Source organism: Nocardia sp. NPDC057272 (assembly GCF_042668615.1).
Lineage (GTDB): Bacteria > Actinomycetota > Actinomycetes > Mycobacteriales > Mycobacteriaceae > Nocardia.
Genome location: NZ_JBHUYK010000020.1, coordinates 39,282 through 54,078, shown reverse-complemented (window position 1 = coordinate 54,078; position 14,797 = coordinate 39,282). Strand labels below are relative to the sequence as shown.

At 68.8% G+C, this 14,797-nt stretch carries 13 protein-coding genes and 1 riboswitch; of the genes, 12 read left to right on the top strand and 1 reads right to left on the bottom strand.

What is annotated here, in order from left to right; translation table 11 throughout:
- Window positions 1-57: 57 nt before the first annotated feature.
- Window positions 58-771, bottom strand: coding sequence for a hypothetical protein (locus ACFULV_RS24335; RefSeq protein ID WP_378660579.1), 714 nt, complete (start codon window positions 769-771; stop codon window positions 58-60).
- A 285-nt stretch (window positions 772-1,056) separates the two neighbouring features.
- A riboswitch (SAM riboswitch) is annotated at window positions 1,057-1,150 on the top strand.
- A gap of 110 nt (window positions 1,151-1,260) precedes the next feature.
- Between ACFULV_RS24335 and ACFULV_RS24330 the strand changes: the two genes are divergently transcribed.
- From ACFULV_RS24330 to ACFULV_RS24275, 12 genes are all read left to right on the top strand, one after another.
- Window positions 1,261-2,271, top strand: coding sequence for an amino acid ABC transporter permease (locus tag ACFULV_RS24330; protein WP_378660465.1), 1,011 nt, complete (start codon window positions 1,261-1,263; stop codon window positions 2,269-2,271).
- Window positions 2,268-3,029: an amino acid ABC transporter ATP-binding protein gene (locus ACFULV_RS24325; RefSeq protein WP_378660462.1), complete on the top strand. Its 762-nt coding sequence runs from the start codon at window positions 2,268-2,270 to the stop codon at window positions 3,027-3,029. The genes ACFULV_RS24330 and ACFULV_RS24325 overlap by 4 nt, the downstream gene beginning before the upstream one ends.
- A gap of 32 nt (window positions 3,030-3,061) precedes the next feature.
- Complete coding sequence (locus ACFULV_RS24320) at window positions 3,062-4,021, top strand: ABC transporter substrate-binding protein (RefSeq protein WP_378636648.1); 960 nt, start codon at window positions 3,062-3,064, stop codon at window positions 4,019-4,021.
- A gap of 28 nt (window positions 4,022-4,049) precedes the next feature.
- On the top strand, window positions 4,050-5,120 hold the full coding sequence (locus tag ACFULV_RS24315) for an LLM class flavin-dependent oxidoreductase (protein ID WP_378660459.1): 1,071 nt from the start codon (window positions 4,050-4,052) through the stop codon (window positions 5,118-5,120).
- Window positions 5,117-6,736, top strand: a complete 1,620-nt coding sequence (locus tag ACFULV_RS24310; RefSeq protein ID WP_378660456.1) for an ABC transporter substrate-binding protein — start codon at window positions 5,117-5,119, stop codon at window positions 6,734-6,736. The genes ACFULV_RS24315 and ACFULV_RS24310 overlap by 4 nt, the downstream gene beginning before the upstream one ends.
- A gap of 2 nt (window positions 6,737-6,738) precedes the next feature.
- Window positions 6,739-7,788: an ABC transporter permease gene (locus tag ACFULV_RS24305; RefSeq protein WP_378660453.1), complete on the top strand. Its 1,050-nt coding sequence runs from the start codon at window positions 6,739-6,741 to the stop codon at window positions 7,786-7,788.
- 67 nt (window positions 7,789-7,855) lie between these two features.
- On the top strand, window positions 7,856-8,683 hold the full coding sequence (locus ACFULV_RS24300; protein ID WP_378660576.1) for an ABC transporter permease: 828 nt from the start codon (window positions 7,856-7,858) through the stop codon (window positions 8,681-8,683).
- The gene (locus ACFULV_RS24295; RefSeq protein WP_378660450.1) at window positions 8,680-10,347 is read left to right on the top strand and encodes a dipeptide ABC transporter ATP-binding protein; all 1,668 of its coding nucleotides are present in this window, start codon (window positions 8,680-8,682) and stop codon (window positions 10,345-10,347) included. The genes ACFULV_RS24300 and ACFULV_RS24295 overlap by 4 nt, the downstream gene beginning before the upstream one ends.
- Window positions 10,344-11,471, top strand: a complete 1,128-nt coding sequence (locus ACFULV_RS24290) for an LLM class flavin-dependent oxidoreductase (RefSeq protein WP_378660447.1) — start codon at window positions 10,344-10,346, stop codon at window positions 11,469-11,471. Before ACFULV_RS24295 ends, ACFULV_RS24290 begins: the two co-directional genes overlap by 4 nt.
- Entirely contained in the window at window positions 11,468-12,835 is a 1,368-nt protein-coding gene (locus ACFULV_RS24285; protein WP_378660444.1) for an NtaA/DmoA family FMN-dependent monooxygenase, read from the top strand. The genes ACFULV_RS24290 and ACFULV_RS24285 overlap by 4 nt, the downstream gene beginning before the upstream one ends.
- Window positions 12,832-13,641, top strand: a complete 810-nt coding sequence (locus ACFULV_RS24280) for a DUF1684 domain-containing protein (RefSeq protein ID WP_378660441.1) — start codon at window positions 12,832-12,834, stop codon at window positions 13,639-13,641. Before ACFULV_RS24285 ends, ACFULV_RS24280 begins: the two co-directional genes overlap by 4 nt.
- Entirely contained in the window at window positions 13,638-14,786 is a 1,149-nt protein-coding gene (locus ACFULV_RS24275; RefSeq protein ID WP_378660438.1) for an LLM class flavin-dependent oxidoreductase, read from the top strand. The genes ACFULV_RS24280 and ACFULV_RS24275 overlap by 4 nt, the downstream gene beginning before the upstream one ends.
- Window positions 14,787-14,797: the final 11 nt, after the last annotated feature.

Below are 14,797 nucleotides of genomic sequence, written 5' to 3'. Positions count from 1 at the left end.
GCCGAGCGGGTGAGGGGCAGCCGCGCACCCGCTCGACACCGAGTCGAGCAACCACCTTCAAGCCACCTCGGTGATCCCCACCGTCGGAAAGAAAAAGCACGACCGCCCACCATTGTCAGTAGTACCGAAAACAGCAGCCAGCACAGTCCCCCGCCCCGTATCCACAGGCACAGCCCGCACACCCCCCACAGGAATAGCGGCGAAGAGAAAATCCCGAATAGCCGTCTCAGCAAGAGGCCGCAATTCACCAGGAACCTCAGCAGGCACCATCGCCCGCACAATGTCGGCAATCGACCCCATCGAGGCCATCCCCCCACGCCCGGTACTCACATTGAGCCACGCCACCTGCATCCCGGACGTCTTCGTAGCAGCGGTATCGGCCGCAAGCCCATAGGGCAGGAACGTGAACAGAGTCTGCCCGGATTTCACCGCGGACAGGTCGAGCCCGGGTATCGGCAGTGTGTTGGCCGGCCACGGCCCCGGCACCGCCCCCGCAACAGCCGGAACAAGCCCCGCTCCGTCACCGCTACAGTTCGCCGCCACCGTCGGGTAGAGGAACGGCTGGATACCCAGCGCCTTCAGCGTCTCGACAACACTCTGATAGGCACCGAGAAGATCCCCCGCCCCCGCGGCGGGCGTGACACCGGGTGCGTCCCGAGTGACAGCGGGCGCCACCGGCACGGCCGGTTCGGCAACGGCCGACGGCACAGCCGACAGCAACGCAGCGGCGCAAACCGTCAGGGCGGTCAGTGCGGTGGAACGACGCGGCATGATCACGACGTACTCCTCATCGACGCAGAGAACCCCGACGCTACCGCCTGCGATGCGGGATTCCGGACAGGTGAAGTAACCGCCCGTTCGGCGCGTCGCAATTTCCCAGCGAACCCACCGATCGCCGCTCGCCCCCGGTCCGCGGGTCCCCCACCACGCCGAACCGGGGCAATTGTGCCCGTGCTCGCGTCCGGTTCCAACCTCTGTGCTCACGCTGATTTCTACCGTTGTGGGTACCGCACATGTGCCACATGCTGATTCAGCTCGGGTCACAAAACCGGGGCGCAACCATCCAGAGCGACCGAGAGACCTGGCTCGATGACGTCGCAGCAACCCGCCCGTTTCGGGGTGTGGGTGCTTCTGCCGGGTTCGATGGAGGAGATTTTCGTGCTGTCTACCTGTCCGGCCTGAGCGCCGCCAGATCGCGAACCCGTTGCTGGCCGGGTGGAGGTCACTGTGCCTCGTTCCACTGTTTTCCGAAGGATTCCCATGACCGCGTCTGCCGTTTCCGGCGCCGAGACCGCGCCCGCACCGCCCGGCGACGCTCTCCCCGCCGATCCGGAATCCGGCGGCAAGGCGCCCGCCGGCGACCTGCCCCGGATCGCCGGGTCGTGGCACCCGTGGCGCTGGCTCGTCGCGGCGATCGCTCTGCTGCTGGTGGCCCAGTTCGCGCACGGCCTGATCACCAATCCGGGGTGGGACTGGGGCACTTTCGCCCAGTACTTCACCGCGAAGTCGGTGCTGGCCGCGCTCCGGGTGACCATCGAGCTCACCCTGTGGGGCACTGCCCTCGGTTTCGTGTTCGGCACCCTGCTGGCGATCGGGCGGGTGTCGAACAATCCCGTGCTGCGGGTGATCGCCTGGACCTATATCTGGGCTTTCCGTTCGATCCCGCTGATCGTGCAGCTGCTGTTCTGGTTCAACATCGCCTACCTGTATCCCCGCCTGTCCGTGGGCATTCCGTTCGGCCCCGGCTTCTACGAGTTCGATGTCAATGGTGTGATCAGCGGTTTCACCGCGGCGGTGATCGGATTGGCCCTGCATCAGGCGGCGTATTCGGCCGAACTGATCCGGGCGGGTCTGCTCGCCGTCGACGACGGTCAGCTCGAAGCGGCGGCGGCGCTGGGGATTCCGCGCTGGCGCCAGTTCCGCACGATCGTGTTGCCGCAGGCGATGCGCTCGATTCTGCCGAACGCGGCCAATGAGGTGATCAGCCTGTTCAAGGGCACCTCGATCGTGTCGGTGATGGCGATCGCCGAGCTGTTCTACCAGGTGCAGGTGATCTTCGGCCGCAACGGCCGGGTGGTTCCGCTGCTGATGGTGGCGACCGTCTGGTACATCGTGCTCACCACGGCGCTGTCGATCCTGCAGTACTACATCGAACGGCACTACGCCAAGGGCGCGCAGCGTGCGCTGCCGCCGACACCGTGGCACCGGGTCCGCGCCAAGGTCACCGAGATCGCCGCCGGTGCGGCCGCACCCCGAGGAGCAACCCGATGACCGCAGCGGTGCTGGCGCGCGGAATCCGCAAGTCCTACAGCGGCACCGAGGTACTGCGTGGCGTGGATCTGGCGGTACGCGCCGGTGAGGTGGTCGCCGTGATCGGGCCCTCCGGCTCCGGCAAGTCCACGCTGCTGCGGGTGCTCAACCATCTGGAAGCGCAGGACGCGGGCACCGTGCACATCGACGGTGAGCTGATCGGTTACCGGCAGCGCGGCAACATCTTGCGTTCGCTGCCCGACCACGCGGTGCGCGCCCAGCGCAGCCGCATCGGCTTCGTGTTCCAGCAGTTCAATCTGTTCCCGCATCTCACGGTGCTCGACAATGTGGCGCTCGCCCCGGTCTCTGCGCAGCGGCGCCCGCGTGGCGAGGTGGTCGCCGAGGCGAAACAGCTCCTGGAACGGGTAGGACTGGCCGATTTCGTCGACGCCTATCCCCGGCGGCTGTCCGGTGGTCAGCAGCAGCGCGTGGCCATCGCGCGGGCCCTGGCCTTGAAACCACGGCTGATCCTGTTCGACGAGCCCACCTCCGCACTCGACCCGGAGCTGGTCGGCGAGGTCCTCGCGGTGATCCGCGATCTCGCGCACAGCGGCACCGCGCTGGTGATCGTCACCCACGAGATCGGTTTCGCCCGCGAGGTCGCCGACACGGTCGTGTTCCTCGACGAGGGCGTGATCGTCGAACAGGGCGAGGCCGCCAGCGTTCTCGACCACCCCGAACACCCGCGCACGCAGGCGTTCCTGTCCCGCGTCCGCTGAACATCCCTTCCCACGAACAGGTTTCGACACTGATGAAGCTCTCCACCCTGATCGGCATCGTCGCGGCGGCCACGCTGTTGACGGCAGGCTGCACCGCCGAGCCCGAGGCCGCCGACACCGTGCAGGCCGGTGCGATCACCTACGACCTGTCCCCCGCCCAGGAGGGCAGGGTGCGGGCCGCCAAGGTCGACGCGATCGCCGCCGAGGTGCCCCAGGCCATCCGTAACCGCGGCACGCTGGTGGTGACCGGTCCCGCCGGTTCCGTGCCGCCGCTGCGGTTCTATGCCACCGACGACCGGACCGTGATCGGCTCCGAGGTCGACTTCGCCACCCTGGTGGCCGACATCTTGGGCCTGAAGCTCGATATCCAGGTGGCGGACTGGTCGCAGAACTTCGTGCGGGTGGATTCCGGTGAGGTGGACGCGTTCATCTCGAATGTGACCGTCACCGAGGAGCGCAAGGAGAAGTACGACTTCGCTACCTACCGCACCGACACCGTCGCTCTCGAGGTCCCGAAGGACAGTCCGCTCACCTACACCGACCGCAAGAGCCTGGCGGGCAAGCGGATCGGTATCGGCGCGGGCACCAATCAGGAACAGCTGCTGGTGAGCTGGAACGAGCAGAACGTCGCCGAGGGTCTGCCCCCGGTCGACATCGCCTACTACCAGCAGAGCACCGACTACTACCTGGCGCTGGCTTCCAAGCGCATCGACGGCTACATCGGCCCGAACCCCGCGGCCGTGTACCACTCCGCCACCAGCGACGGCAAGATCATCGCCACCTTCTCCGGCGCGGGTGAGCAGCTGCAGGGCGAGATCGCGGCGCTCACCAAGAAGGACAACGGCCTGATCGGCCCGATCCACAAGGCGCTACAGCACGCGATCGCCGACGGCAGCTACCAGAAGATCCTCGACCGCTGGGGCCTGAATTCGGAGAAGGTCACCGAGTCGCGGATCAACCCGCCCGGTCTGCCGAAGAAGCCCGCCGCATGAGGTCGTTCGACGAGCTGGGAGACCACGCATGAAGTTCCTGCTGATGACGCTGATCACCCGGGTACCCGATCCGGTCACCGGTGTGGTCCCGACGACACGTGATCGCCTGCACGAGGTGGTCGAACAGGCCAGGCGCGCCGAGGAATTCGGCTACGACGGGTTCGCTGTCGGTGAGCGGCACGAGGATCCGTTCCTGTCGGCCGCTCCCCCGGTGGTGTTGAGCCATATCGCGGCCCTCACCTCGCGGATCAGCCTGTTCACCGCGGTCACCACCTTGAGCCTGCTCGATCCGGTGCGCGCGTTCGAGGACTATTCCACCCTCGACAACCTGTCCGAGGGCCGGCTCGAGTTGATCATCGGCAAGGGCAACGGCGCGGCGCAGGCGCAGCTCTACCACGTCACCACCGAGGATCAGTGGGAGCGCAATCGGGAAGGGTACGAACTGTTCCGGGCGCTGTGGGACAGCGAGGAAGTGACGTGGTCGGGACAGTTCCGGCCCTCGCTCGCCGCGGCCAAGGCGTTGCCCCGACCGTTGCAGCCGCGGGTGCGGATCTGGCACGGGAGTGCAACGAGCAAGGAGTCGGTGGAACTGGCCGCGCGCCACGGTGATCCGGTGTTCTCGGCAAATGTCACCAATCCGATCGAACCGTACGCCGCGCTGATCCGCCACTATCGCGAGCGCTGGGCGCACTACGGTCACGACCCGGCCGACGCGCTGGTCGGCGCGGGCACCGCGGGCTTCCATGTCGCGCGGACCTCGCAGGAGGCCGTCGAGGTGTTCCGTCCGCTGTACGAGGCGCGGACCTCGCTGCAGCGCAAGGTCGGCAATCCGGTCGTGTTCGAGACCGTCGAAGACTTCGTCACCCGCTCGTCGGCGCTGGTCGGCAGCCCGGAGCAGGTGATCGACAAGGTCGGCCGCTATCACGAACAGTTCGGGCACGAGGTGATCCACCTGTCCGCCGAACGTGACGGCCGCACCGAATCCGAGTACCTGGGCAGTCTCGAACTGTTCCAGGCCGAGGTGGCGCCCGAGCTGCGCCGCCGCATTCCGAGTCGTCCTCTGGCCGCTGGCCGCCAATTATCTGGAGTTATCTCGTGATCCGTCCTCGTCATCGCATCGCCGCCGCCGTCGGCGCCCTGGCCGCCGTCACCACGGTGGTCGCCTGTGGCAGCGACACCGGCGGCTCGGGTGGTCAGGCCGGACCGCCGCAGCCCGGTGGCACGTTGCGCTACGGTCTCTCCCAGGCCCCGACCTGCTCGGATCCGGCTCAGTCGGCCAGTAATCAGACCATCTACGTCGCCCGCCAGATCGTCGACTCGCTCACCGATCAGGACCCGAAGACCGGCGCGATCACACCCTGGTTGGCCAAGAGCTGGGAGGTCAGCCCGGACGCGAAGGTGTTCACCTTCAAGCTCGCCGACGGCGTGACCTTCAGCGACGGCACCGCGCTCACCGCGGACTCGGTGCGCGATACCTTCGACGCGACGATCAAGCTCGGCGGGGCGAAGGCAGCACTCGGGGTCAGCTATCTCACCAACTATGTCGGCACCACCGCGGTCGACAAGCTCACCGCCCGTGTCGAATTCAGCCAGCCGAACGCCCAGTTCCTGCAGGCCACCTCGACCCCGCAGCTGGGCATCCTCGCCCAGTCCACCAACGCCAAGCCCGCCGAGGCTCGGTGCGCGGGCGACAACATCGGCAGCGGACCGTTCACCTACACCAGCTGGAAGCAGGACTCCTCGGCCACGCTGGCCAAGCGTGCCGGATACAACTGGGGCTCGGCCGTTTTCGGGCACAAGGGCGAGGCGTATCTGGACAGGATCGAGTTCACCGTGGTCCCGGAATCGGGTGTGCGGACCGGCAGCCTGGCCTCGGGTCAGCTCGACGCGATCAGTGACGCGCTGCCGCAGGACGCGCCGCAGATCGAGGCCGCGGGCGGCGGGGTGCTGTCCACCTCCAACCCGGGGACCCCGTTCGGCCTCCAGCTCAATGTGACTCGTGGTCCGCTGCGTGACCAGGCCGTGCGTCAGGCGCTGCTGCCCGCACTGGATCGCAAGCAGCTCGTCGACACCGTGCTCGGCCCGCAGTTCAAGTACGCGACCGGCAGCTTGGCCTCGGCCACCCCGGCGTACCTGGATCAGTCGGCCCGGCTCGCCTACGACCCGGCCAAGGCCAAGGCCGCCCTCGACCAGGCGGGCTGGCTGCCCGGCGCCGACGGCATCCGTACCAAGAACGGTGAGCGCCTGAGCTTCTCGGTGACGTTCAGCCAGGTGTTCGCGGGCAACCAGGCGATTCTGGAACTGACCCAGCAGCAGCTGCGCCAGATCGGGGTGGATCTGAAGCTCGACCTGGTCTCCGGACCGGAGAGCACCGCGAAGATGAACACCAAGGACTACGACTCCTTCTACGGCAACTCCACCCGCGCCGATGGTGACATCCTGCGGACCTCGTTCTCGCTGACCGGTCGCAATCTCAGTGCCCGTGGCCCGATCCCGGCCCTGGACGAGGCGCTGGACAAGCAGCTGGCCACCAACGACCCGGCGGCGCGCGCGGAACTGCTCGCGACCGTGCAGAAGCTGGTGCTCGACAACGGCCTGTACCTGCCGACGATCGAACTGTCGCAGGCGATCGGCGTGGCCGGACACACCCAGGACGTGAAGTTCGAGGCCTCGGCCCGACTGCAGTTCTTCGACACCTGGCTGAGCGGGCACTGATCATGGGCCGATACGTGGGTTCGCGCGTACTGCAGGCGATCTGGGTGCTGTGGGCGGCGTTCACGATCTCCTTCCTCGTGCTGTACGCGCTGCCCTCGGATCCGGTCTCGATGGCGGCCGACGGCGCCGGGCTCGGCACCCCGGTCGACAAGGCGGCCGTAGCGGAGATGCAAGCCCGGTACGGGTTGGACAAGCCGCTGTGGGAGCAGTACCTGACCGCGCTCGGCAACGCCCTGCGCGGCGATCTGGGCCGCTCCATCAACACCGGCCAGCCGGTCACCGAAGCCATCGGTGACGCGGTCCCGCCCACTCTCGGACTGGCCGCTCTCGCACTGCTCTTGGCGATCATCGGCGGGACGATCCTCGCGTTCGCCGCTACCTACACGCAACGGCTTTGGCTGCGCAACGCCCTGAGTGCGCTACCACCGCTGGGCGTTTCGGTGCCGACATTCTGGACCGGCCTGCTCCTGTTGCAGCTGTTCTCCTTCCGGCTGCACTGGTTCCCCGCCTTCGGCGGGACCGGGCTGCGCGGGACGCTACTGCCCGCGCTGACGCTGGCGCTACCGATCGGGGCGGTGCTCGCCCAGGTTCTCGCCGCCGGGCTGCAACAGACCTGGCGTCAGCCGTTCACCGATGTGGCGCTGGCCAAGGGCGCGTCCCGCTGGTGGGTGCAGCGCCGTCATATCGCCCGGCTGGCCAGCGTGCCCGCGTTCACCATCGCGGGGGTGCTGGTCGGCACGATGCTGGCCGGGTCGGTGGTGGTGGAGTCGGTGTTCGCCCGCGCGGGCGTCGGCCGGCTCACCCAGACCTCCGTGCTCAACCAGGACATCCCCGTGGTCCAGGGCGTGGTGCTGCTCTCGGCGCTGATCTTCGTCGGCGTGAATCTGGCGGTCGACCTGCTCTATCCGCTGCTCGATCCGCGCATCACCGGGACGCGGCGCAGTCGTGCCGTACCCATCGCGGGCACCCCCGCCGAAGCCGTGTCCGTCGCTGGGAAGTCCAGCGAATCGGACGGCTCGAACACCGACACCGAAAGGAGTGAACGTGGTTGACATCCTCGTGCGCCGACCGGCGCCGACCGCACGGCCCGAATCGGTGACCGATCACGGCGTCGCGCGCGTGCACCGAGCGGCCCGAACTGCCCGATGGGCCCGCGCACACCTGGGCCTGGTGGTGTCGGGCGTGGTGCTGGCCGTCGCGGTCGGCTGGGCGGTGGCGCCCTCGGTGTTCGCCTCCGGCGATCCGCTGATCGGAGTGCCCGCGGAGAAGTTCCAGGCCCCCAGCGCGACGCACTGGTTCGGCACCGACAATCTCGGGCGCGACCTGTACACGCGGATGGTGCACGGTGCGGGGCTCTCGCTCACCGCCACGCTCACCGCGGTCGGGATCGCGTTGGTGGTCGGGTCGGTACTCGGGCTGCTGTCGGGCGCCGCGGGCGGCATCGTCGACACCGCGATCATGCGGATCGTCGATGTGCTGCTGTCCATCCCGTCGCTGCTGCTCGCGCTGGCCCTGGTCACCGCGCTCGGCTTCGGCACCCGCAATGTGGCTGTCGCCGTGGGTGTCTCGCTGATCGCGAACTTCGCCAGGGTGATGCGCTCGGAGGTGCTGCGGGTGCGGCACGCGCCCTATGTCGAGGCCGCGCACGCGTCCGGCGTGCGCTGGTACGCGGTGCTCGTCCGGCATGTGCTACCCAATGCGTTCCAGCCGGTCCTGGCCTTGGCCGCGGTCGAATTCGGCATGGCGGTGCTGGCTGTGTCCTCGCTCAGCTTCCTCGGCTACGGCACCAAACCACCCACCCCCGAATGGGGTTCGCTGATCTCGGAGGGCCGCAACTTCCTCGCCTCCGCCTGGTGGCTGACGACGCTGCCCGGCCTGGTCATCATCGCCGTCGTGTTGTCGGCTCAGCGGGTGGGTCGATTCGCTGGAAGGACCGAAACACGATGAGCGACAGGACGAACGGAACGCGCCCCACGCTGAGCTCGGCCGGAACGGACCAGCCGTTGCTCCGGGTCGAAGATCTGCATATCGAGTATCGGACCAGTGCGGGGCCGGTGTCCGCGCTGCGCGGTGTGTCGATCGAGGTGGCGCGAGGAGAGGTCCTCGCCCTCGTCGGCGAGTCGGGGTCGGGAAAATCGACCTTGGCGCACGCGGTGATCGGGCTGCTCGGGGATTCGGCGGGGATCGTGGCGGGCAAGGTCGAGTTCGCCGGTGAGCGGGTCGATCCGGGCGACGAGAAGGCGCTACGGCGGCTGCGCGGGGCACGGGTGGGATTCGTGCCACAGGATCCGGGTCTGTCGCTCAATCCGGTGCTGCGGGTGGGTGATCAGGTCGCCGAGGCGCTGCTGGTGCATCGGCTGGCCGACCGGCGCGGGGCGGCACTCCAGGCGCTCGACCTGCTGGAAGAGGTCGGGCTGGATCGCCCGGAGGTGCGGGCGCGGCAGTATCCGCACGAGCTGTCCGGCGGGCAGCGTCAGCGCGTGCTGATCGCGATCGCGCTGGCGTGCGGGCCGGAGCTGATCATCGCGGACGAGCCGACGAGCGCACTCGACGCGACGGTGGCGCGGCAGGTGCTCGATCGGCTGGCCGAGCGGATCGCGGCCCGTGGGACGGCTGTCCTGCTGATCACCCACGACCTGGCCGTTGCCGCGGAACGGGCCGATCGACTGGTGGTGCTCGAGCAGGGCAAGGTCGTCGAATCCGGCACTACCGCACAGGTTCTGCACCACCCGGCACAGCCGTACACGCAGCGCCTGCTCGCCGCGTCCCCGGCCCTGTCGCCCACCGAATTCCGGCCCCTGCGACCCCGAGCGGAAAAACCGTTGCTGTCGGTTCACGCCCTGCACAAGCGCTTCCACGCGGGAGCGGGCTCCATCACCGCCGTCGACGATGTGGAGTTCAGTCTCGATCGTGGGGAAACGCTCGCGCTGGTCGGCGAATCCGGTTCGGGCAAGTCGACGACGGCGCGTATCGCTCTGCGACTCACCGACGCCGACAGCGGGACGGTCACCTTCGACGGCCACGACCTCACCCGCGCCCGCCGAAACCGCCTGCGCACGCTGCGTCGACGGTTCCAGGTGGTGTATCAGAACCCGTACTCCTCGCTGGATCCACGCTGGGAGGTCGCCGACATCATCGCCGAACCCCTGCGCGCCTACGGGATCGGCGACCGGACGAAACGCGTCGCCGAGCTGCTCGAACAGGTCGCGCTACCGGCGGATTTCACGAAACGCAGGCCCGCGGAACTGTCGGGCGGACAACGACAGCGCGTGGCGATCGCCCGCGCGCTGGCCCTGCACCCCGACCTGCTGGTGCTCGACGAACCGGTCTCCGCGCTCGACGCCTCGGTGCAGGCGCAGATCCTCGACCTGCTCGACACCCTCCAGCACGAACTCGCCCTCGGCTACCTGTTCATCTCCCACGACCTGGCCGTGGTGCGCCGGATCAGCGACCGGGTCGCGGTGATGCGCCACGGTCGCGTCGTCGAAACCGGTCCCACCGCAACCCTGTTCACCGATCCGCGACACCCGTACACGAGGGAGCTGCTCGCGGCGATTCCCGCGCCGGGCGCCCGGATCGATCCCCTCGACGGAAAGGACCTCACCCGATGAGCCAGCCCAGACTGTTCCTCGGCATCGAAACAGTGGGCACCGGAACGCATCCCGCGTCCTGGCGGCGCACCGATTCCGGCGCCGAAGACCTGTTCACCGCCGGCTACTGGACCGCCGTGATCGCCTCGGCCGAGCAGCTCGGGTTCGACGCCGTCTTCCTGCCCGACTCGTTCGGCATCCAGTCCGGGGGCGCGGCCGTGACCCGCGGCAGGCTCGACGCCGTCGCGATCGCCGCCCGCACCGCTCCGCTGACCAGCCGGATCGGCTTGATTCCGCAGGTGCCGGTCACCCACACCGAACCGTTCCACGCGTCCAAGGCCGTGACCGCGCTCGACTTCGCGAGCCTGGGCCGCGCGGGGTGGGAGGTGACCGTGTCCACCACCGAGGTCGAGGCGAAGGCCTTCGGGCGCAAAGCGGTACAAGATCCGAAGTCGCTGTGGCACGAGGCCGACGAAGCGATCGAGGTGGTGACCCGGTTGTGGGACAGCTGGGAGGACGGCGCCGAGATCCGCGACGTACCCACCGGCCGGTTCATCGACCGTGACCGCCTGCACTACATCGACTTCGCCGGCGACAACTTCTCGGTCAAGGGCCCGTCGATCACCCCGCGTTCGCCGCAGGGCCAACCCGTCATCACGGTCCGCGCCGACACCCCCGAGTCGACCGAGGTAGCCGTTCGCCGCGCCGACATCATCCGCATCAGCGCCCCCGATCTCGCGGCCGCCGCCGCGCATCGCGTGGCCTTGCGCGCGGCGATCGCCGCCGAGGGCCGCGATCCCGACACGGTGCAGATCCTGCTTGATCTGCCTGTGCACCTGGCAGATTCGGCAGACGCCGCACTCGCCGAGGTGCGCGAGCTCGATCACTGGGCAGCCGACCACCCGCCGCTCGGATTCCACCACGTCGGTACCGCCGCCGCGCTCGACGATCTCCTCGCCGAGATCACGCGCGCCGACGCCGTCGACGGCGTGGTCCTGCGACCGCTGGCCCTGCACGCCTCGCTGGCCGAGCTCACCACCCATCGGTCCGCTGTCGCGCCGAGCACCACCACCGTGACCCTGCGTGAGCGCCTCGGTCTCCCCCGTCCACTCAGCCGATACGCCACGACAGGAGCAGCGCGGTGACCTCGAAACCACGCAAGCAAGTCCACCTCGCCGCGCACTTCCCCGGCGTGAACAACACCACCGTCTGGGCCGATCCCGCCTCGAAATCGCAGGTCGATTTCGTGTCCTTCGAGCATCTGGCGCGCACCGCCGAGCGCGGCCTCTTCGACTTCTTCTTCCTGGCCGAGGGGTTGCGGCTGCGCGAGCATCGCGGGCAGATCCACGACCTGGATGTGGTCGGCAGGCCGGACACCTTCACCGTGCTCAACGCGGTGGCGGCGGTGACCGAGCGGCTCGGGCTGGCGGGCACCATCAACAGCACCTACAACGAACCCTTCGAGGTCGCCAAGCAGTTCGCCTCGCTCGATCACCTCTCCGGCGGTCGGGCCGCGTGGAATGTGGTCACTTCCTCGGACGCGTTCACCGGCGAGAACTTCCGGCGCGGTGGTTACCTCGAACACGGTGAGCGGTATCGGCGAGCGGAACAGGTGGTCGCCGCGACCAGGGCACTGTGGGACAGCTGGCCCACCGACTCACTGGTGATCGATCGCGAGCGGGGAATCTTCGCCCGCGACATTCCTGACACCGCCTTCCGCAGTTCACAATTCGACTTCGCGGCGCCGTTCGTCGTTCCGCCGAGTCCGCAGGGGCATCCGGTGCTGTTGCAGGCGGGCGATTCCGACGAGGGCCGCGAGTTCGGTGCGAAGACCGCCGATGCGATCTTCACCGGGCACGGCACCCTGGAGGCGGGCCAGAAATTCTACGCCGACGTCAAGGGCCGGCTGGCGAAATACGGTCGCGCACACGGTGATCTGCTGGTGCTGCCGGCGGCCACGTTCGTCCTCGGCGACACCACCGACGAGGCGCACGAACGGGCTCGCGACATCCGCTACCAGCAGGTGAGCCCGCAGACCGCGATCGCCTTCCTCGAACAGGTTTGGGGCCGTGACCTTTCCGGTTACGACCCCGACGGCCCGCTGCCCGATGTCGAGCCCGACGCCGCCGCCGAGATCACCCGCGGCCGGGTCCGGCACACGAAAGATCCACTGGCCGTGGCGAAGGCGTGGCGTGAACAGGCCGAGGCGGGCGACCTCAGCATCCGCGAACTCATCATCGAGGTCACCGCCCGCCAGCAGTTCATCGGCACACCCGCCCAGGTCGCCGAGCAGATCGACCAGTACGTGCAGTCCGACGCGTCCGACGGTTTCATCCTCGTCCCGCACCTGACACCCGGCGGGCTCGACGAATTCGTCGACACCGTGGTCCCCGAACTGCAGGAACGCGGCAGCTTCCGCACTGAATACACCGGCACTACCTTGCGCGACCATCTCGGTCTGCGTCACCCCCACCACCACACCGTCGCCGAAGGAGCACGCGCGTCATGACGATCACCGTCGAGAACCCGACCCCCACCACGACATTCGCCGACGACTGGGCGCGCTGGCATCACGCCCGCGAGGACGGCCTGCGCGATCCCCTCGGCTGGCTCAGCCTGGCGGGGTTGCACTGGCTCACCGACAGCCCGGCGCGCCTGGACGGCGTCCCCGGCACCTGGTGGGTCACCGACGACAAGGTGTTCATCACCGCCCAGCCCGCCGACCGGCTCGATGTGGACGGCGAGCGGATCGGCGGCGTGCAGATCGTGACGCCCGTGGAGGGCGCGCCGGGGGTGAGCGTGCTCAACGAGGACAGGGTCCTCGAGGTGATCCGGCGCTCCGGTCAGTACGCGGTGCGCGTGCACGATCCGGCCGCGCCGACACTGACCGCGTTCACCGGGGTCGCGGCCTACCCGGCCGACCCCCGCTGGGTGGTGACCGGGCGTTTCACCGCGTTCGGCGAAGCACGCACCGTCACCACCGGCGCCGTGGTCGACGGGCTCGAGCACCACCACAGCGCCGCGGGAATCATCGAGTTCCGCATCGGCGACAGCCACGAGGCGCTGCTCGCCTTCGGCACCCCCGACGACCTGAAGGTGCTGTTCACCGACGCCACCAGCGGCGTCACCACCTACCCGGCCGCCCGCTCGCTCGCCGTCGGCGCGGTCGAGGCCGACGGCACCGTCACCCTCGACTTCAACCGGGCGGTGAACCTGCCGTGCGCGTTCACCGACTTCGCCACCTGCCCGGTCGCACCGCGCGAGAACCGGCTGCGCGTGGCGATCGAAGCGGGAGAACAGGATCCGAAGCTATGAGCGTCGCGCTGTCGATTCTCGATCTGTCACCGATCAGCGAAGGCTCCAGTGCCGCACAGGCACTGCGCAATACCGTCGACCTCGCCCGGCAGGCCGAGCAGTGGGGGTATCGCCGATACTGGCTGGCCGAACACCATTTCGTGTCGGTGGCGAGTTCGTCGTCGCTGACGCTGCTCGGGTTGGTCGCCGCGGCGACCTCGCGCATCCGGGTGGGGACCGGCGCGGTACAGGTGGGCCATCACACCTCGGCCTCGATCGTGGAGGCCTTCGGCACCGTCGACGCGCTGTACCCGGGACGACTCGATCTGGGTCTGGGCCGGTCGGGGCATCGGCGCAGCCAGTTCGGCGCCGCGGCCACGACCACCAAGGGCGGGCACCCGATCTTGGACACGGTCACCGGCCGGACCGAGGTGCGTGACGGTGTGGTGGTGCCGCCACCGTTCGATCCACGCCGCGTCACCGACCGCACGAAGTTCCTCGCCTCGGCCGAGGCGCTGCAGCAGCCCGGCGCGGAGTCGTTGGACTTCGCCGACCAGGTGGCCGAGGTGCAAGCGCTCCTCGACGGCCGCTACTTCACCGCAGGCGGTGTCGAGCTGCACGCCGTTCCCGGCGAGGGCATCGACACCGAGCTGTGGCTGTTCGGCAGTTCGGCGGGCGAAAGCGCCGAGCTGGCAGGCAAGTCGGGGTTGCCGTTTGCGGCCGCCTACCACGTCGCGCCGGGGTCCGCACTGGACGCGGTCGAGGCGTACCGGGCGGCGTTCCGGCCGTCGGCTCAGCTGGCCGAACCGCACGTGATCGTCTCGGCGGACGTCGTCGCCGCGGCCGACGACGACACCGCCCGCCACCTCGCGAGCACGTACGGACATTGGGTTCACAGCATCCGCAGCGGCGGCGCGGCCGAATACCCCGATCCCGCAACAGCGTCCCCGCTCACCCCGGATCAACTCCGCCTCGTCGACGATCGCCTGGCTTCGCAGATCGTCGGCTCGCCCACCACCGTGGTCGAACGGCTCGAGGCCCTCCAAAGGGTTACCGGCGCAGACGAATTGCTGATCACCACCATCACCCACGACCACGCCGACCGGCTCGAATCACACCGCCTGCTGGCCGACGCGTGGGGATTGCGGGCCGCCCGCGCGGCTTGATCGGCCGACCA